Raw genomic sequence first — 18,331 nt, forward strand, 5'->3', positions numbered from 1 at the left:
ATAGTACCGGGAAGGAGGGAGTGACCATCTCATTAAATAAAGCACGCTAAGCCGGTGGCAGCGGTCGCAATGGCCTAAACTTCCCCGCACCGACCTTGGCGCTGCTGCGCCATAGGTAATCGCCGGTCAGGTTGATGTGCTCCCACCCCAGCGGCGACAGATATTGCAACAATGTGTCGTCCAGCGCCGTGCCGTTGCCACGCAAAGCACTGGTGGCACGCTCCAGATATACCGTGTTCCACAACACGATGGCCGCCGTCACCAGATTGAGGCCGCTGGCCCGGTAGCGCTGCTGCTCAAAACTGCGGTCGCGGATTTCACCCAATCGGTAGAAGAAGACCGCCCTGGCCAGCGCGTTGCGCGCCTCGCCCTTATTCAGCCCCGCATGGACGCGGCGGCGCAGCTCCACGCTTTGCAGCCAATCCAAAATGAACAGCGTGCGCTCGATGCGCCCCAGCTCGCGCAACGCCACGGCCAAGCCGTTCTGGCGCGGGTAGCTGCCGAGTTTGCGCAGCATCAGCGAAGCCGTTACCGTGCCTTGCTTGATGGAGGTGGCCAGCCGCAGAATTTCATCCCAATGGGCGCGTATTTGCTTGATGTTCAGCCTGTCGCTGCTAATCATCGGCTTGAGCGCGTCATAGGCGGCATCGCCCTTGGGGATGAATAGCTTGGTTTCGCCCAAGTCACGGATACGCGGCGCGAAGCGAAATCCCAGCAAATGCATCAAGCCAAACACGTGATCGGTGAAGCCTGCCGTGTCGGTGTAGTGTTCCTCGATGCGCAAGTCCGACTCGTGGTACAGCAGGCCATCAAGCACGTAAGTTGAATCACGAATGCCCACGTTGACCACCTTGGCACTGAAGGGCGCGTACTGGTCGGAGATATGGGTGTAGAAAGTCCGTCCTGGACTGCTTCCATACTTCGGGTTGATATGACCAGTGCTTTCTGCTTTGCTGCCGGTTCTGAAGTTCTGGCCGTCCGACGATGACGTGGTGCCGTCACCCCAGTTGCCGGCGAAGGGTTGCCGAAACTGCGCATTCACCAGCTCGGCCAGCGCCGTCGAATAGGTTTCATCGCGGATGTGCCAGGCTTGCAGCCAAGACAGCTTGGCGTAGGTGGTGCCAGGGCAGGACTCGGCCATTTTGGTCAGACCCAGGTTGATCGCGTCGGCCAGGATCGTCGTCAACAGCAAGGTTTTGTCCTTGGCCGTGTCGCTGGTCTTCAGGTGTGTGAAGTGGCGGGTGAAGCCCGTCCATTCATCGACCTCCATCAGCAACTCGGTGATTTTGAGGTGCGGCAGCAGCATAGCTGTCTGGTCGATCATGGCTTGCGCGGCGTCTGGTACTGCCGCGTCCAGCGGCGTGATCTTCAGGCCTGACGCGGTGGTGATGATGGCATCCGGTAAGTCGTTGGCCGCAGCCATGCGGTTGACTGTGGCGAGTTGCGCCTCCAACAATTCCAACCGGTCATGCAGGTATTGGTCGCAGTCGGTGGCCACTGCCAGCGGCAATTCGCTGGCCAGCTTCAAAGTGGCGAACTTCTCGACCGGCACCAGGTATTCGTCGAAGTCCTTGAACTGGCGAGAACCCTGCACCCAGACATCACCGGAGCGCAGCGCGTTCTTCAGCTCCGACAGGGCGCATAACTCGTAGTAACGCCGGTCGATGCCGTCGTCGGTCAGAACCAGCTTTGCCCAGCGCGGCTTGATGAATGCGGTTGGCGCATCGGCGGGCACCTTGCGCGCGCTGTCGCTGTTCATGCCGCGCAGCATGTCGATGGCATCGAGCACACCCTTGGCGGCGGGCGCAGCCCGCAATTTGAGCACGCCCAGGAACTGCGGCGCGTAGCGGCGTAGCGTGGCATAGCTTTCACCGATGTGGTGCAGGAAATCAAAGTCGGCAGGCCGCGCCAATGTTTGCGCTTCGGTGACGCTGGCGGCGAAGGTGTCCCAGGGCATAACGGCCTCGATGGCGGCGAACGGATCGCTGCCGCTTTGCTTGGCCTCAATCAACGCTTGACCGATGCGCCCATACATCCGCACCTTGTCGTTGATCGCCTTGCCGGAAGCCTGGAACTGCTGCTGATGCTTGTTCTTGGCCGCGTTGAACAGCTTGCCGATGATGCGATCGTGAAGGTCGATGATTTCATCGGTGACGGTGGCCATGCCTTCGATGGCCAGCGCTACCAGCGTGGCATAGCGTCGTTGCACCTCGAACTTTGCCAGATCAGCAGGCGTCATCTGGCCACCTTCACGAGCGATTTTGAGCAGGCGGTTCTGGTGAACCTGCCGCTCGATGCCTGCGGGCAGATCAAGTGCTTGCCAGGATTTCAGGCGCTCAATATGTTCGAGCATGTGGCGAGAGTTCGGTTTGGCAGGCGACTGGCGCAGCCATGCCAGCCACGTCACTTTACTGCCGTCCTTGCGCTTGAGAAGTTCGTCCAGGCGCTGACGGTGGGGTGATAACAAAGAATCGGTCAGCGCCGCGTAAATGCGTCGGTTGGCACGGGTGATGGCCTCGGCGCTTGCGCGCTCGATGGCATTCATGGCGGGCAGGATAATGCTCTGCCGCCGCAGATTCTCGACAAGTGCGCTCGCCAGCACGATGCCTTTGTCGGTCTGCAAGGCCAGCTCGGTCAATGTATGCACGGCTTGCCGATAGTGGCTCATGGTGAAGGGCTTGAACCCAAAAACCGTTTGCAGCTCGACCAAGTGCTCCCGCCGTGTCTGTTCGCGCTGGCCGTACTCGCTCCAACTTTCCACTGGCATCTTGAGTTGCGCGGCCACCATGCGCAACAGGGGCGGAAACGGAGGCTCATCGACGCCCAAAAAGGTGCCAGGGAATCGCAAGTAGCAAAGCTGCACAGCGAAGCCCAATCGATTCGCGGCGCCGCGACGCTGACGGATCACCGACAGGTCGGTTTCGTTGAACGTGTAGTGCCGTATCAGTTCGTCTTTGGCATCTGGCAGTGCCAGCAGGCTTTCGCGCTCGGTGGCGGACAGGATTGAGCGGCGTGGCATGGTCAGTCTTCCCGCAGGTACTGGTACAAGGTTTCGCGGCTGATGCCGAAGTCACGGGCCACCAAGGTTTTTTGGTCGCCTGCCGCAACTCGCCGTTTCAACTCGGCAATTTGTTCGCTGTTCAGCGATTTCTTTCGTCCCCGGTAGGCACCGCGCTGCTTGGCCAGCACGATTCCCTCGCGCTGACGTTCGCGGATCAGGGCGCGCTCGAACTCAGCGAAGGCTCCCATGACCGACAGCATCAGATTGGCCATCGGTGAGTCCTCGCCGGTGAACTTCAGCCCTTCTTTGACGAACTCCATGCGCACGCCCCGTTGTGTCAGCCCTTGGACGATGCGGCGCAGGTCATCAAGGTTGCGTGCCAGCCTGTCCATGCTATGCACCACCACGGTGTCGCCCTCGCGGACGAAGGCCAGCAGCCTTTCCAGCTCGGGACGCTGGGTGTCCTTGCCAGAAGCCTTGTCGGTGAACACCCGCGCCACCTGAACACCCTCCAATTGCCGTTCCGGGTTCTGGTCGAAGCTGCTGACGCGGACATAGCCGATGCGTTGACCTTGCAAGATGCCTCCAAAGGCAAAAGTGTCAGGATGAAATCTATTACCTTTGACGGAATATGTCAATCAATAGGAAATTTAACTCTATTCTGACATCGTTTGCACATGGTGTCGTTTTCAGAAGACGGCTGCACTGAACGTCAGAAGCCGACTGCACTATAGCAGCGGAGGGGTTGGATCCATCAGGCAACGACGGGCTGCTGCCGGCCATCAGCGGACGCAGGGAGGACTTTCCGCAACCGGCCGTTCGATGCGGCACCGATGGCCTTCGCGCAGGGGTAGTGAATCCGCCAGGATTGACTTGCGCTGCCCTACCTCTCACTAGTGAGGGGCGGCAGCGCATCAAGCGGTGAGCGCACTCCGGCACCGCCAACTTTCAGCACATGCGTGTAAATCATCGTCGTAGAGACGTCGGAATGGCCGAGCAGATCCTGCACGGTTCGAATGTCGTAACCGCTGCGGAGCAAGGCCGTCGCGAACGAGTGGCGGAGGGTGTGCGGTGTGGCGGGCTTCGTGATGCCTGCTTGTTCTACGGCACGTTTGAAGGCGCGCTGAAAGGTCTGGTCATACATGTGATGGCGACGCACGACACCGCTCCGTGGATCGGTCGAATGCGTGTGCTGCGCAAAAACCCAGAACCACGGCCAGGAATGCCCGGCGCGCGGATACTTCCGCTCAAGGGCGTCGGGAAGCGCAACGCCGCTGCGGCCCTCGGCCTGGTCCTTCAGCCACCATGCCCGTGCACGCGACAGCTGCTCGCGCAGGCTGGGTGCCAAGCTCTCGGGTAACATCAAGGCCCGATCCTTGGAGCCCTTGCCCTCCCGCACGATGATCGTGCCGTGATCGAAATCCAGATCCTTGACCCGCAGTTGCAAACCCTCACTGATCCGCATGCCCGTTCCATACAGAAGCTGGGCGAACAAACGATGCTCGCCTTCCAGAAAACCGAGGATGCGAACCACTTCATCCGGGGTCAGCACCACCGGCAAGCGCCGCGACGGCCGAGGTCTTCCGATCTCCTGAAGCCAGGGCAGATCCGTGCACAGCACCTTGCCGTAGAAGAACAGCAAGGCCGCCAATGCCTGACGATGCGTGGAGACCGAAACCTTGCGCTCGTTCGCCAGCCAGGACAGAAATGCCTCGACTTCGCTGCTGCCCAAGGTTGCCGGGTGACGCACACCGTGGAAACGGATGAAGGCACGAACCCAGTGGACATAAGCCTGTTCGGTTCGTAAACTGTAATGCAAGTAGCGTATGCGCTCACGCAACTGGTCCAGAACCTTGACCGAACGCAGCGGTGGTAACGGCGCAGTGGCGGTTTTCATGGCTTGTTATGACTGTTTTTTTGTACAGTCTATGCCTCGGGCATCCAAGCAGCAAGCGCGTTACGCCGTGGGTCGATGTTTGATGTTATGGAGCAGCAACGATGTTACGCAGCAGGGCAGTCGCCCTAAAACAAAGTTGGGCGAACCCGGAGCCTCATTAATTGTTAGCCGTTAAAATTAAGCCCTTTACCAAACCAATACTTATTATGAAAAACACAATACACAGCATCGTGACCAACAGCAACGATTCCGTCACACTGCGCCTCATGACTGAGCATGACCTTGCGATGCTCTATGAGTGGCTAAATCGATCTCATATCGTCGAGTGGTGGGGCGGAGAAGAAGCACGCCCGACACTTGCTGACGTACAGGAACAGTACTTGCCAAGCGTTTTAGCGCAAGAGTCCGTCACTCCATACATTGCAATGCTGAATGGAGAGCCGATTGGGTATGCCCAGTCGTACGTTGCTCTTGGAAGCGGGGACGGATGGTGGGAAGAAGAAACCGATCCAGGAGTACGCGGAATAGACCAGTTACTGGCGAATGCATCACAACTGGGCAAAGGCTTGGGAACCAAGCTGGTTCGAGCTCTGGTTGAGTTGCTGTTCAATGATCCCGAGGTCACCAAGATCCAAACGGACCCGTCGCCGAGCAACTTGCGAGCGATCCGATGCTACGAGAAAGCGGGGTTTGAGAGGCAAGGTACCGTAACCACCCCAGATGGTCCAGCCGTGTACATGGTTCAAACACGCCAGGCATTCGAGCGAACACGCAGTGATGCCTAACCCTTCCATCGAGGGGGACGTCCAAGGGCTGGCGCCCTTGGCCGCCCCTCATGTCAAACGTTAGATGCACTAAGCACATAATTGCTCACAGCCAAACTATCAGGTCAAGTCTGCTTTTATTATTTTTAAGCGTGCATAATAAGCCCTACACAAATTGGGAGATATATCATGAAAGGCTGGCTTTTTCTTGTTATCGCAATAGTTGGCGAAGTAATCGCAACATCCGCATTAAAATCTAGCGAGGGCTTTACTAAGCTTGCCCCTTCCGCCGTTGTCATAATCGGTTATGGCATCGCATTTTATTTTCTTTCTCTGGTTCTGAAATCCATCCCTGTCGGTGTTGCTTATGCAGTCTGGTCGGGACTCGGCGTCGTCATAATTACAGCCATTGCCTGGTTGCTTCATGGGCAAAAGCTTGATGCGTGGGGCTTTGTAGGTATGGGGCTCATAATTGCTGCCTTTTTGCTCGCCCGATCCCCATCGTGGAAGTCGCTGCGGAGGCCGACGCCATGGTGACGGTGTTCGGCATTCTGAATCTCACCGAGGACTCCTTCTTCGATGAGAGCCGGCGGCTAGACCCCGCCGGCGCTGTCACCGCGGCGATCGAAATGCTGCGAGTCGGATCAGACGTCGTGGATGTCGGACCGGCCGCCAGCCATCCGGACGCGAGGCCTGTATCGCCGGCCGATGAGATCAGACGTATTGCGCCGCTCTTAGACGCCCTGTCCGATCAGATGCACCGTGTTTCAATCGACAGCTTCCAACCGGAAACCCAGCGCTATGCGCTCAAGCGCGGCGTGGGCTACCTGAACGATATCCAAGGATTTCCTGACCCTGCGCTCTATCCCGATATTGCTGAGGCGGACTGCAGGCTGGTGGTTATGCACTCAGCGCAGCGGGATGGCATCGCCACCCGCACCGGTCACCTTCGACCCGAAGACGCGCTCGACGAGATTGTGCGGTTCTTCGAGGCGCGGGTTTCCGCCTTGCGACGGAGCGGGGTCGCTGCCGACCGGCTCATCCTCGATCCGGGGATGGGATTTTTCTTGAGCCCCGCACCGGAAACATCGCTGCACGTGCTGTCGAACCTTCAAAAGCTGAAGTCGGCGTTGGGGCTTCCGCTATTGGTCTCGGTGTCGCGGAAATCCTTCTTGGGCGCCACCGTTGGCCTTCCTGTAAAGGATCTGGGTCCAGCGAGCCTTGCGGCGGAACTTCACGCGATCGGCAATGGCGCTGACTACGTCCGCACCCACGCGCCTGGAGATCTGCGAAGCGCAATCACCTTCTCGGAAACCCTCGCGAAATTTCGCAGTCGCGACGCCAGAGACCGAGGGTTAGATCATGCCTAGCATTCACCTTCCGGCCGCCCGCTAGCGGACCTGGTCAGGTTCCGCGAAGGTGGGCGCAGACATGCTGGGCTCGTCAGGATCAAACTGCACTATGAGGCGGCGGTTCATACCGCGCCAGGGGAGCGAATGGACAGCGAGGAGCCTCCGAACGTTCGGGTCGCCTGCTCGGGTGATATCGACGAGGTTGTGCGGCTGATGCACGACGCTGCGGCGTGGATGTCCGCCAAGGGAACGCCCGCCTGGGACGTCGCGCGGATCGACCGGACATTCGCGGAGACCTTCGTCCTGAGATCCGAGCTCCTAGTCGCGAGTTGCAGCGACGGCATCCATGTCTCGACGATGCCAGCGGAGTGCTTAAGCTACTCCTAGCGCATTGGGCGCTGGGACGGGGCGGGGGTGCATAGCCATGCACCGGCGGATAAGCGTGCGCGCGGCTCGCTCCACCGATTTGGCTAGGGGAGCGCGGTGCTGCGCCAGCTTTCTAGAATGTCGCTTACTTCGCGGCTGACAATTAACCGCGCCTCGGCGCGAGCCATACCGGAGATCGCCAAAAGTCGATCGTAGTCGGTAAGTTGGTGGCGGGCGAAGGTTGAGGCCACAATGCCGACGACCTTGCCTAGCGAGGCTTCTGTCCACCGTTTGGCCAGAATCCGTTCGATGAGGATCTCGCGGTATTCCGGCGGGCAGCGAGCTTGATGTTTGCGAAAATGTCGCTCGACCGTCCGCCGGGTGAATAATGTGCCTTGCTGCATGCGATGCCTCCAAGGAGACGCTCGCATCGGCCTACGCCAAAAGGGGTCGCATGAGGTGCTTGGGGGCCGCCAAAAGGGTAGCTCAGCGACATGCCTTCCGATGTTGCCGTCAGCTAATCGCCAACCTTGGGGGGCGGCAGTTCGTTCGGCGTTCCCCACGACAATAGCCAGGCTTTCACAGCCTCGTGGCTGATAGTCCGGCCTGCCTCAATGTCGGCAATGCCCTCGGCGGTCGCTTCCTGGTCGTCGTCAAAGTTGTCGGCTTGGGAGTTCACGCAGTCCAACTACCACAACACCCGACCGCCCGGCCACACCGGTCCGACGCCTACGCCTTTACGGCCACACGGTGTAATGGAGGAGAGAGAGCCAACACATGCGCCAGCGCGAATGGCTTGGCGGCGGTCCGCAGGATTTCAGTCGCCGCCTCGTAGGCTTCAGACGGGACCACTCGGTCCGGAGGCGTTGCGGCGGGACCCCTAGTGTGCGCCCTTCACAGACCCTGAGGAGCGCACCGCTCGCCTTCTTGCTGCCCATCGCGATAGCGGGGACATCACAACTGAGCAAACTCAGGGACGCCCAGTGTTGCGGCGGGACATCCACTTCTGCGTTTTTACAGCTGCGCGCCGGCGGGCATCGCAACAGCCATGCGAACGCCGGTGTCGTACCCGCCATCGCTTTCGCGCAGAACAACCGTGGTGAAGTGCGCTTCGAGTCGGGCCATGGCCAGGTGGCTTGCACCGTGCTGTCCAACGGCAAGCCGGGCTACGGCGTGCCGATGGTGGCCTGCGTGTCTCTGCGCGGCCGCGAGCAGGGCCTTGCAGCGGAGCTGGGCGGCAGCGTAGCGGCCACACTGCGTACCAGCGGCGGCGGCGCGGACAAGCCCCATGTGCTGGCCCCCGACTTCGAGGCGCATTTCCGCTACGACTGGAACGACCCCGGCCCCGGCGACTGGTCGCACTGGCGGGTGCGGCGGCTGATGCCGACGGAGTGCGAGCGGCTGCAAGGCATGCCCGATGACTACACGCTGATCCCCTACCGCGGCAAGCCCGCCGCGGATGCGCCGCGCTACAAAGCAATCGGCAACTCCATGGCCGTCCCGTGCATGGCATGGCTGGGCCAGCGCCTGGTGCAGTGCCTGCACAAGACGGGCTCGACCGCTTCGGATTGATCGGCGACGCAGCCTGCGGGCCGCGCCATTCTCCCTCCTGCATTGCCGACGTATCGGCAGCAGCCCGCAGCCAGGGTGTCAAGGCTGCCGTGGGTTCCCCCCGCGCCACCCGCCAGTTCGCCTCGGCATCTCACCGGCGAACGCTGCCCACCGGGGCATCGATGCCTCTTTTCTCCAACCCACGGGATGGCCGCCACGTCCCGTCAGGGGCATGTCGCCACCCGGTCGATTTCAGGAGAATTTTAAAGTTTTTACCATCATTCTTGTCACTGTTACCTTTCGAACTCACATTAAATTCTTTCATCTTCTAAAAATTAATATTAACTAATGTATAATCCTACTGTGAACAAGAAAACGCGTGCAAAATATGTATTAGAAGAGATGGAAAAGCTTTTTCCGGATAGTAGCTCAGAGTTGAGGAACTGGGAAACAGATTTCCAATTTCTTCTTTGCATCATTTTATCAGCTCAGACGACTGATTTGCAGGTGAATAAAGTGACTCATAATCTATTCGCTAAATATCCTGATCCGGCTTCACTTTCGGAGGCGGAAGTCGGAGAGGTAGAGAAGATATTAAGCTCTATAAATTACTATCGCACTAAATCTAAGAATATTGTAAATGCGGCTAAGGTTGTGAAAACTAGGTTTCACGGCCGAGTTCCTAGGAGTGTAGAAAAATTGATCGAAATCCCAGGCGTCGGATTGAAGACTGCTAATGTATATTTGAATAGTATGTATCAAGCGAATCAGGGAGTGGGAGCAGACACTCATGTGATGCGAGTTTCGAGGAGACTTGGTTTCACGGATAGTCGTGACCCTAGGAAGGTCGCAATCGCGCTACAAAAGCTGTATCCGAAAAAAGATTGGTACCGAGTTACGGCGTTATTTGTCTTGTATGGGAGGTACTATTGCAAGGCTAGAGTCAAGCCAGAAAATAGCAAATGTATTTTTAAGGAATTTTGTACTCACTGTAGTGGTTTGGATCCTTATAGCTAGGCGAGGTGTGTTAGAATTTGCCTTCGTAGAGGCGGAAGTTACACATGCACGACTTACGTATTATACACCTCAAAGAAAAATCTTCTCCACCCTAAAGTTACAATCTCGATACGATAAAATACATCTCGTTTCCTAATTTCAATTTTTGCATGATTCTCAGATCTGACCCAACAAGATCATTCTCGAACTTAACAGTGTAATTCTCTTCCATCCCAACATCTCTCCCACTTATAGTTTTAATAGGAAAAGAGATCACAGCATTTTTGTATTTCCACTCTTGAAGAATTTTCAAACCAGAGGCCTCTTCCTGCCGATCGAGTAGAGTATATAGCTTGAACATAAGTAGAAGATCACTCTCGCCTGACGGATCGGATAATATATCTCCCTGTTTGACAACAATACCCTCTGGGGCGTTAAGCGTTCTCAACGAGTGTTCGATCGCTTCGATCATACCTTTATCAAGATCGAAACCTATGTATTGCCCAAGCATGCCAGCCTCCGTAAAGAATGGAAAAGAAAATGGATTCAAAGCGCAACCTGCATCGGTGATACTTGTTGGAACCCCTGTTACCTCAAAGATCTTTTGGTAAAGCTCATCGTAAGCCACCGTTCGCTCATTTGTTGAAGTGTGCAAGTTCAATATTTTCAGGCAGATCTCTTTTTCCCACTCCGTACGAGTTGCTTCATCCGTAGTTGGATTTGGTATCTCATGAATTATCTTCTCAATCTTCTTCTCCAACCTTTTCCCATCGATCCCACCAATATAAGCACCATATGCTTGATGCAATTTCTTGCGAACCTCCTTCTCTAGCTGCTTGGGAGGGTATCGATCGAAAAGCCTCTCAGTTACACGTCGTACAGTTGGTGGATAAAGTGTGGAGTATTTACCACTTGTGAGTACTTTGGCTGTTACTTCTTCGATATAATTATCGTTGGTTTTCATATATGGTCTGTGAAAAAGGATTATTTTAATCCTAAATTCCACGTGTGTTTTTTATTAGCTTCAAAAATCACTATTTCACGAAGAATTTAGACTGCTTCTCACACATTGTAACATTATTTACAACCACCTTTCAATCATTTTTGATAAATCATTGATTTCATCTTTGCTGCAATGATACTTAATAAACTCTGCAAGTTATCCACAGAGCAACACTCAATTTTATTGATGATATTCTTATTATACCAGACATTTTTGGTGATGCTACCAACTTGCTGATTTAGTGTATAATGGTGTTTTTGAGGTGCTCCCGTGGCTTCAGTCTCCGTCTGCTGTCCCTCCTGTTCCGCTACTGAAGGCGTGATGCGTAATGGCAAAAGTACTGCCGGGCATCAACGTTATCTCTGCTCTCACTGCCGTAAAACATGGCAGCTCACCTTCACTTATGCCGCTTCTCAGCCCGGTACACACCAGAAAATCATTGATATGGCTATGAACGGCGTCGGTTGCCGTGCCACCGCACGACTAATGGGCGTGGGCCTCAACACCATTTTGCGCCATTTAAAAAACTCAGGCCGCAGTCAGTAACCTCCCGGATACAGCCGGGCAGTGATGTCATTGTCTGTGCGGAGATGGACGAGCAATGGGGCTACGTCGGTGCAAAATCACGTCAGCGCTGGCTGTTTTACGCGTATGACAGGATACGCAGGGCGGTGGTAGCCCACGTTTTCGGTGAACGCACTATGGCCACACTGGAGCGTCTTCTGAGCCTGCTGTCAGTTTTTGACGTGGTGGTATGGATGACGGACGGCTGGCCGATGTATGAGTCACGTCTGAAGGGAAAACTGCACGTCATCAGTAAGCGTTACACGCAGCGAATTGAGCGACACAACCTGAATCTGAGACAGCATCTGGCAAGGCTGGGCAGGAAGTCCCTGTCGTTCTCAAAATCGGTGGAGCTGCATGACAAAGTCATCGGGCACTATCTGAACATAAAACACTATCAGTAAATTGGAGTCATTACCAGATTGGCTTACACCATTAGAGAAATTTGCTCAGCTTGTTGATTATCATATGGCTTTTGAAACTGTCGCACCTCATGTTTGAATTCGCCCCATATTTTTGCTACAGTGAACCAAATTAAGATCATCTATTTACTAGGCCTCGCATTTGCGGGGTTTTTAATGCTGAATAAAAGGAAAACTTGATGGAATTGCCCAATATTATGCACCCGGTCGCGAAGCTGAGCACCGCATTAGCCGCTGCATTGATGCTGAGCGGGTGCATGCCCGGTGAAATCCGCCCGACGATTGGCCAGCAAATGGAAACTGGCGACCAACGGTTTGGCGATCTGGTTTTCCGCCAGCTCGCACCGAATGTCTGGCAGCACACTTCCTATCTCGACATGCCGGGTTTCGGGGCAGTCGCTTCCAACGGTTTGATCGTCAGGGATGGCGGCCGCGTGCTGGTGGTCGATACCGCCTGGACCGATGACCAGACCGCCCAGATCCTCAACTGGATCAAGCAGGAGATCAACCTGCCGGTCGCGCTGGCGGTGGTGACTCACGCGCATCAGGACAAGATGGGCGGTATGGACGCGCTGCATGCGGCGGGGATTGCGACTTATGCCAATGCGTTGTCGAACCAGCTTGCCCCGCAAGAGGGGATGGTTGCGGCGCAACACAGCCTGACTTTCGCCGCCAATGGCTGGGTCGAACCAGCAACCGCGCCCAACTTTGGCCCGCTCAAGGTATTTTACCCCGGCCCCGGCCACACCAGTGACAATATCACCGTTGGGATCGACGGCACCGACATCGCTTTTGGTGGCTGCCTGATCAAGGACAGCAAGGCCAAGTCGCTCGGCAATCTCGGTGATGCCGACACTGAGCACTACGCCGCGTCAGCGCGCGCGTTTGGTGCGGCGTTCCCCAAGGCCAGCATGATCGTGATGAGCCATTCCGCCCCCGATAGCCGCGCCGCAATCACTCATACGGCCCGCATGGCCGACAAGCTGCGCTGAGCCATGGCTGACCACGTCACCCCCAATCTGCCATCGCGCGATTTCGATGTGACAGAGGCGTTTTATGCGAAGCTGGGCTTTGCGACGAGTTGGAAGGATCGCGGCTGGATGATCCTGCAGCGCGGCGGTTTGCAGCTCGAATTCTTCCCCTATCCTGACCTCGACCCAGCTACGAGCTCGTTCGGCTGTTGCCTGCGGTTGGATGATCTCGATGCCATGGTGGCATTGGTGAACGCGGCGGGAGCCGAGGAAAAAAGCACCGGCTGGCCGCGCTTCAAAGCTCCGCAACTGGAGGCGAGCGGCCTGAGGATCGGCTACCTGATCGATCCCGACTGCACGCTGGTGCGGCTGATCCAGAACCCCGACTGACCGCATGCCCGCGAAAATCAAGATTTGCGGGATCAGCACACCCGAGGCGCTCGATGCGACCATCGCGGCGCGGGCGGACTATGCCGGGTTGGTGTTCTATCCAGCGTCGCCCCGTGCGGTTACGTCGAATGTCGCGGGCGCTTTGACATCGCGCGCAGCTGGCCAGATCGCCATGGTCGGTTTGTTCGTCGATGCGGATGATGCTGTCATCGCCGACGCACTGGTGGCAGCCAAGCTGAACGCGCTGCAGCTGCACGGTTCGGAATCGCCCGAACGCGTGGCCCAGTTGCGCGCGCGGTTTGGCAAGCCGGTGTGGAAGGCGCTGCCCGTCGCCAGCGCCAGCGATGTCGCACGCGCCGCAGCCTATGCCGGGGCGGCGGACTTGATCTTGTTCGACGCCAAGACCCCCAAAGGCGCGCTGCCCGGCGGCATGGGGTTGGCGTTCGACTGGTCGCTGCTGGCCGGATATCGCGGTGCCTTGCCGTGGGGGCTGGCAGGCGGGCTAAATCCGACGAATGTTGCCGAGGCGATTGCGCGCACCGGAGCGCCGCTGGTCGATACCTCCAGCGGCGTCGAAAGCGCGCCGGGCGTCAAGGATACCGACAAGATTACCAATTTCGCCTTTGCGGTGCGCTTGGCCTAAATCGCGTCGATCAATAGGCGTCGTTCAGCGCAAAGATCGGCTTGCGGGTGCGCCACTGCCCTCGGGTGAAGTCGGGAAAATCTAACGTGCGATTGCCCTCAGCAATCGATTGTTCCGACAGAGGCGTGATCGCGCTCCAGGCCAGCGCGTCGTAAATGTCGATTGGCATCGGGGCCTTGGCCTTCAGCGCCTCGACAAAAGCGTGGATCACGAACCAGTCCATCCCGCCATGCCCGGCCCCTGCCGCCAGATCGGCGTAGCGTTTCCATAGCGGGTGATCGTATTTCGCAAACCAGCCCTCGGCAGGCTCCCAGCGGTGCGGCTGTGGGCTCTTGCCCTCCAGATAGATCGACTTGTTGACGTCCATCCACAGCCCCTCGGTGCCTTGCACCCGAAAGCCGAGAGAATAGGGGCGCGGCAGCGAGGTGTCGTGGCACAGCATGATCGTTTCACCATTAGTGCAGCCGATCATGGTGTTGACCACATCACCCAGTGCGAATTTCACCTCGGCGTTGGGATGATCGGCAGAGCCGTTCTTGACGACATAATCATGCAGCCCGCGCGCCTTACAGCCGAAGCCGCCAGCGCCCGCTTCGCCCGGCAACGCGACCTTCAGGGTGCGGGTCTGCGGCGGGTAGCACACGCCGGCATCGGCGCAGCCCTGGTACTTCACGGTCAGGGTGGTCGCGCTCGCGCCGGCCGCGGGCGTGCCGGTGAGGGTGCCGAGCAATTCCTTGCGGTAGGTTTCGACGTCGCCGAAGAATTCGTCGCGGTAGGCCTTGCCCTTCGGCAGCGCCATGGTCGCGCCGGTGAAGGCGGCATCGGCCTTGACCGAGGTGCGGTGCCGGTACAGGTAATAGCCGTCGGCGATCCGCCAGCGCACCTCGATGCGGTCCGGCGCGGTGGCCTGCGCGGACAGGACGAAGACCTCGTCGACCGGCGGCAGTTCGAAGTCCTGGGCGACGGCCGAGGTCGCGGGCAGCGCAAGCAGCAGGGCGAGCCCGGCCAGCCAGCGGCGCAGGCGGATCGTGGATGCGGTCATTGGCTCAGTTTACCGGTCGGCTCTCGGCGGCCAGCCATTGCAGGTATTCGGGCAGGCCGGACGCGGCTTCGACCGCGAGCAGCTCCGGGAGTTCGTAGGGATGCAGTTGGCGCAGGCGTTCCTGCAGGGCGGGGTAGGCCTCGGCACTGGTCTTGACCAGCAGCAGGACCTCGGCCGCGGCCTCGACCTTGCGTTGCCAGCGATAGACCGAACGCAGGCCGGGCAGGAGGTTGACGCAGGCGGCCAGGCGCTCGGCCACCAGCGCGGTGGCGATGCGCTCGGCGCTGTCGGCGTCGGGACAGGTGCAGAAGCAGATCAGGGCGCTCACCGGCATAGGGTAGCGGCTGCCCCGATCCGGCGGGCCTGGCGGACATCCGCGTGCGGCCCTTGAAAGTCGGCGGGCCCGCCCCATCTCGGTGGCATGCCGGGTTCGCCCGGTTCTGTTGTCCGCGGTTTGGCACTCGCTTCGCGCGACTGCTAAAATCGCCGGGTTTTTCCACGTCAATCAACCATTTACCGAGGTTGCCATGTCCAATATCAAGCCGCTGCACGACCGCGTGGTCATCAAGCGCATGGAAGAAGAGAAGCTGTCCGCCGGCGGGATCGTGATCCCGGATTCGGCCACCGAGAAGCCGATCAAGGGCGAAGTCGTCGCCGTCGGCACCGGCAAGGTGCTGGACAACGGCCAGGTCCGCGCGCCGCAGGTCAAGGTCGGCGACAAGGTGCTGTTCGGCAAGTACAGCGGCACCGAAGTGAAGCTGGACGGCGTCGAGCTGCTGGTGGTGAAGGAAGACGACCTGTTCGCGATCCTCGGCTGATCGCGCGTCGCTCCCACACATTTCTCATCCGAATAATTTTTCGAGGTAATTCGCAATGGCTGCCAAGGACATTCGTTTCGGCGAAGACGCGCGCTCCAAGATGGTGCGCGGCGTCAACGTGCTCGCCAACGCCGTGAAGGCGACCCTCGGCCCGAAGGGCCGCAACGTCGTGCTGCAGAAGAGCTACGGCGCGCCGACCATCACCAAGGACGGCGTCTCCGTCGCCAAGGAAATCGAACTGGCTGACGCGTTCGAGAACATGGGCGCGCAGATGGTGAAGGAAGTCGCTTCCAAGACCTCCGACAACGCCGGCGACGGCACCACCACCGCCACCGTGCTGGCGCAGGCGTTCATCCGCGAGGGCATGAAGGCGGTCGCCGCCGGCATGAACCCGATGGACCTGAAGCGCGGCATCGACCAGGCGGTGAAGGCCGCGGTCGGCGAACTGAAGTCGCTGTCCAAGCCGTCGTCGACCAGCAAGGAAATCGCCCAGGTCGGCGCGATCTCCGCGAACTCGGATGCCAACATCGGCGACCTGATCGCGCAGGCGATGGACAAGGTCGGCAAGGAAGGCGTGATCACGGTCGAGGAAGGCAGCGGCCTGGACAACGAACTCGACGTGGTCGAGGGCATGCAGTTCGACCGCGGCTACCTGAGCCCGTACTTCGTCAACAACCAGCAGTCGATGTCGGCCGACCTGGATGATCCCTTCATCCTGCTGTACGACAAGAAGATCTCCAACGTGCGCGACCTGCTGCCCGTCCTCGAGGGCGTGGCCAAGGCCGGCAAGCCGCTGCTGATCGTGGCGGAGGAAGTCGAAGGCGAAGCGCTGGCGACCCTGGTGGTCAACACCATCCGCGGCATCGTCAAGGTCTGCGCGGTGAAGGCCCCGGGCTTCGGCGACCGTCGCAAGGCGATGCTGGAAGACATGGCGATCCTGACCGGCGGCGTGGTGATTTCCGAGGAAGTCGGCCTGTCGCTGGAGAAGGCCACCATCAAGGACCTCGGCCGCGCCAAGAAGATCCAGGTGTCGAAGGAAAACACCACCATCATCGATGGCGCCGGCGAAGGCGCGGGCATCGAGGCGCGCATCAAGCAGATCAAGGCGCAGATCGAGGAGACCTCCTCCGACTACGACCGCGAGAAGCTGCAGGAGCGCGTGGCCAAGCTGGCCGGCGGCGTTGCGGTGATCAAGGTCGGTGCCGCCACCGAAGTCGAGATGAAGGAAAAGAAGGCGCGCGTCGAAGACGCCCTGCACGCGACCCGTGCGGCCGTCGAGGAAGGCATCGTCCCGGGCGGCGGCGTCGCCCTGATCCGTGCCAAGGCGGCGATCGCCGGCATCAAGGGCGTGAACGAAGACCAGAACCACGGCATCCAGATCGCCCTGCGCGCGATGGAAGCCCCGCTGCGCGAGATCGTGACCAATGCCGGCGATGAGCCGTCGGTCATCCTCAACCGCGTGGTCGAAGGTTCGGGTGCGTTCGGCTACAACGCCGCCAACGGCGAGTTCGGCGACATGATCGAGTTCGGCATCCTGGACCCGACCAAGGTCACCCGCACCGCGCTGCAGAACGCCGCGTCGATCGCGGGCCTGATGATCACCACCGAAGCGATGGTGGCCGAGGCCCCGAAGAAGGACGAGCCGGCGATGCCGGCCGGCGGCGGCATGGGCGGCATGGGCGGCATGGATTTCTAAGCCCCGCGATCCATCAAGCAAGACCACAAAGCCCGGCCTCGTGCCGGGCTTTGTGCGTTCTGGCGTCCGAGGCGGGAGACTTCCTACCCGCCCCGCGGCAATGTCTGACGCGAAGATCAGAAAACGCCGATATGAACGCGTGCTCGCGGGCGCAACCCTGAGCAGCCGTCCCTGCAACGGAGCGCTGCGTGCCGCGCCTGACCGCACCCCGGCGGCAGGCCGAGGTGTGCGCGCCACTGCCGGCCGCCCACGCCGCTGCGCGTTACGCGCGCCACCTGCCCGAGCGCACGCTGCTGTACGCGCTAGTGCAGGCGCACTACCCGGACTTCATCGCGCGTCTTGAGGCCGAAGACCGCCCGCTGCCCGAGTATGTGCGCGAGGAGTTCGAGACCTACCTGCGCTGCGGCGTGCTCGAGCACGGCTTCCTGCGCGTGGTCTGCGAGCACTGTCGTGCCGAGAGGCTGGTGGCGTATTCCTGCAAGAAGCGCGGGCTGTGCCCGAGCTGCGGCGCACGGCGCATGGCCGAGTCGGCGCGGCATCTGGTGGACGAGGTGTTCGGCCCGCGGCCGGTGCGGCAATGGGTGCTGAGTTTCCCGTACCCGTTGCGCTTCCTGTTCGCCAGCAAGCCTGAGGCGATCGGCCCGGTGCTGGGCATCGTGCATCGTGTGATCGCCGGTTGGCTTGCCGATCAGGCCGGCGTGCCGCGGGATACGGCGCAATGCGGCGTGGTGACCCTGATCCAGCGCTTCGGCAGCGCGCTGAATCTCAAGTGTAACCCAAACCCTCACCTATGACGCCAGAGGAAGACTTGTCAGCTCCACTGGGCCAGAAGGAACCACGGTCTACAACTATGAT

Annotated in this window: 17 protein-coding genes and 4 pseudogenes; 13 read left to right on the top strand and 8 right to left on the bottom strand. The window is 59.1% G+C overall.

The features are described 5' to 3' along the window. Positions 1-46: 46 nt before the first annotated feature. The 3 genes from G3341_RS20140 to intI1 all read right to left on the bottom strand — a co-directional run bounded on the left by G3341_RS20140 (position 47) and on the right by intI1 (position 4,898). A complete protein-coding gene (locus tag G3341_RS20140) occupies positions 47-3,019 on the bottom strand; it encodes a Tn3 family transposase (protein WP_001138073.1) in 2,973 nt (990 codons plus the stop codon). A gap of 2 nt (positions 3,020-3,021) precedes the next feature. After that, a complete protein-coding gene (locus G3341_RS20145; RefSeq protein ID WP_001162012.1) occupies positions 3,022-3,579 on the bottom strand; it encodes a recombinase family protein in 558 nt (185 codons plus the stop codon). A 305-nt stretch (positions 3,580-3,884) separates the two neighbouring features. Then, positions 3,885-4,898, bottom strand: coding sequence for a class 1 integron integrase IntI1 (intI1, locus tag G3341_RS20150; protein ID WP_000845048.1), 1,014 nt, complete (start codon positions 4,896-4,898; stop codon positions 3,885-3,887). 206 nt (positions 4,899-5,104) lie between these two features. Here intI1 and aac(6')-Ib point away from each other — a divergent pair, with 206 nt between their 5' ends. The 4 genes from aac(6')-Ib to G3341_RS20170 all read left to right on the top strand — a co-directional run bounded on the left by aac(6')-Ib (position 5,105) and on the right by G3341_RS20170 (position 7,401). After that, a complete protein-coding gene (gene aac(6')-Ib / locus G3341_RS20155; RefSeq protein ID WP_015058213.1) occupies positions 5,105-5,683 on the top strand; it encodes an AAC(6')-Ib family aminoglycoside 6'-N-acetyltransferase in 579 nt (192 codons plus the stop codon). A gap of 168 nt (positions 5,684-5,851) precedes the next feature. After that, the gene (locus G3341_RS20160) at positions 5,852-6,199 is read left to right on the top strand and encodes a quaternary ammonium compound efflux SMR transporter QacE delta 1 (RefSeq protein ID WP_000679427.1); all 348 of its coding nucleotides are present in this window, start codon (positions 5,852-5,854) and stop codon (positions 6,197-6,199) included. Further along, positions 6,193-7,032 carry a sulfonamide-resistant dihydropteroate synthase Sul1 gene (gene sul1, locus G3341_RS20165; protein WP_000259031.1) on the top strand — a complete coding sequence of 280 codons (840 nt, stop codon included), beginning with the start codon at positions 6,193-6,195 and terminating at the stop codon, positions 7,030-7,032. The genes G3341_RS20160 and sul1 overlap by 7 nt, the downstream gene beginning before the upstream one ends. Before the next feature lie 126 nt (positions 7,033-7,158). Beyond that, a complete protein-coding gene (locus tag G3341_RS20170; protein WP_000376617.1) occupies positions 7,159-7,401 on the top strand; it encodes a hypothetical protein in 243 nt (80 codons plus the stop codon). Positions 7,402-7,484: 83 nt separating this feature from the next. Here G3341_RS20170 and G3341_RS20175 read toward each other — a convergent pair whose 3' ends face one another. Next, a complete protein-coding gene (locus G3341_RS20175; protein WP_001183923.1) occupies positions 7,485-7,784 on the bottom strand; it encodes a DUF2293 domain-containing protein in 300 nt (99 codons plus the stop codon). 616 nt (positions 7,785-8,400) lie between these two features. Between G3341_RS20175 and G3341_RS20180 the strand changes: the two are divergent. Next, positions 8,401-8,952: pseudogene (locus G3341_RS20180) on the top strand (DNA cytosine methyltransferase); the annotation flags it as partial. A gap of 381 nt (positions 8,953-9,333) precedes the next feature. Then, positions 9,334-9,948 (top strand): endonuclease III domain-containing protein, encoded by a 615-nt coding sequence (locus tag G3341_RS20185; protein ID WP_000413042.1) that lies wholly within the window; start codon positions 9,334-9,336, stop codon positions 9,946-9,948. A gap of 97 nt (positions 9,949-10,045) precedes the next feature. On the opposite strand, the gene G3341_RS20190 is transcribed toward G3341_RS20185, so the two are convergent. Further along, on the bottom strand, positions 10,046-10,891 hold the full coding sequence (locus tag G3341_RS20190) for an RmtC family 16S rRNA (guanine(1405)-N(7))-methyltransferase (protein ID WP_000855769.1): 846 nt from the start codon (positions 10,889-10,891) through the stop codon (positions 10,046-10,048). A gap of 309 nt (positions 10,892-11,200) precedes the next feature. Between G3341_RS20190 and G3341_RS20195 the strand changes: the two genes are divergently transcribed. The 4 genes from G3341_RS20195 to G3341_RS20210 all read left to right on the top strand — a co-directional run bounded on the left by G3341_RS20195 (position 11,201) and on the right by G3341_RS20210 (position 13,920). After that, a protein-coding gene (locus G3341_RS20195; protein WP_223174630.1) for an IS1 family transposase occupies positions 11,201-11,898 on the top strand; the annotation gives its coding sequence in 2 pieces (ribosomal slippage) (positions 11,201-11,450 and positions 11,450-11,898; 699 coding nt in all). Positions 11,899-12,095: 197 nt separating this feature from the next. Then, on the top strand, positions 12,096-12,908 hold the full coding sequence (locus G3341_RS20200; RefSeq protein WP_004201164.1) for a subclass B1 metallo-beta-lactamase NDM-1: 813 nt from the start codon (positions 12,096-12,098) through the stop codon (positions 12,906-12,908). A gap of 3 nt (positions 12,909-12,911) precedes the next feature. Further along, on the top strand, positions 12,912-13,277 hold the full coding sequence (gene ble / locus G3341_RS20205; RefSeq protein ID WP_004201167.1) for a bleomycin binding protein Ble-MBL: 366 nt from the start codon (positions 12,912-12,914) through the stop codon (positions 13,275-13,277). A gap of 4 nt (positions 13,278-13,281) precedes the next feature. Beyond that, on the top strand, positions 13,282-13,920 hold the full coding sequence (locus G3341_RS20210) for a phosphoribosylanthranilate isomerase (RefSeq protein WP_004201168.1): 639 nt from the start codon (positions 13,282-13,284) through the stop codon (positions 13,918-13,920). A 10-nt stretch (positions 13,921-13,930) separates the two neighbouring features. On the opposite strand, the pseudogene G3341_RS20825 reads toward G3341_RS20210, so the two are convergent. The 3 genes and pseudogenes from G3341_RS20825 to cutA all read right to left on the bottom strand — a co-directional run. Beyond that, positions 13,931-14,497: pseudogene (locus tag G3341_RS20825) on the bottom strand (hypothetical protein); the annotation flags it as partial. Positions 14,498-14,587: 90 nt separating this feature from the next. Beyond that, positions 14,588-14,962 (bottom strand): annotated as a pseudogene (locus G3341_RS20830) (protein-disulfide reductase DsbD domain-containing protein); the annotation flags it as partial. Positions 14,963-14,966: 4 nt separating this feature from the next. After that, positions 14,967-15,296 carry a divalent-cation tolerance protein CutA gene (cutA, locus tag G3341_RS20220; protein ID WP_004201171.1) on the bottom strand — a complete coding sequence of 110 codons (330 nt, stop codon included), beginning with the start codon at positions 15,294-15,296 and terminating at the stop codon, positions 14,967-14,969. Positions 15,297-15,489: 193 nt separating this feature from the next. Here cutA and groES point away from each other — a divergent pair, with 193 nt between their 5' ends. The 3 genes and pseudogenes from groES to G3341_RS20235 all read left to right on the top strand — a co-directional run. Next, positions 15,490-15,780 (top strand): co-chaperone GroES, encoded by a 291-nt coding sequence (gene groES / locus G3341_RS20225; RefSeq protein WP_004201172.1) that lies wholly within the window; start codon positions 15,490-15,492, stop codon positions 15,778-15,780. A gap of 55 nt (positions 15,781-15,835) precedes the next feature. Beyond that, positions 15,836-17,476 carry a chaperonin GroEL gene (gene groL / locus G3341_RS20230; RefSeq protein ID WP_004201176.1) on the top strand — a complete coding sequence of 547 codons (1,641 nt, stop codon included), beginning with the start codon at positions 15,836-15,838 and terminating at the stop codon, positions 17,474-17,476. A gap of 236 nt (positions 17,477-17,712) precedes the next feature. Further along, positions 17,713-18,243 (top strand): annotated as a pseudogene (locus G3341_RS20235) (transposase zinc-binding domain-containing protein); the annotation flags it as partial. Between the last annotated feature and the right edge of the window lie 88 nt (positions 18,244-18,331).

The organism is Providencia vermicola (genome assembly GCF_010748935.1).
Lineage (GTDB): Bacteria > Pseudomonadota > Gammaproteobacteria > Enterobacterales > Enterobacteriaceae > Providencia > Providencia zhejiangensis.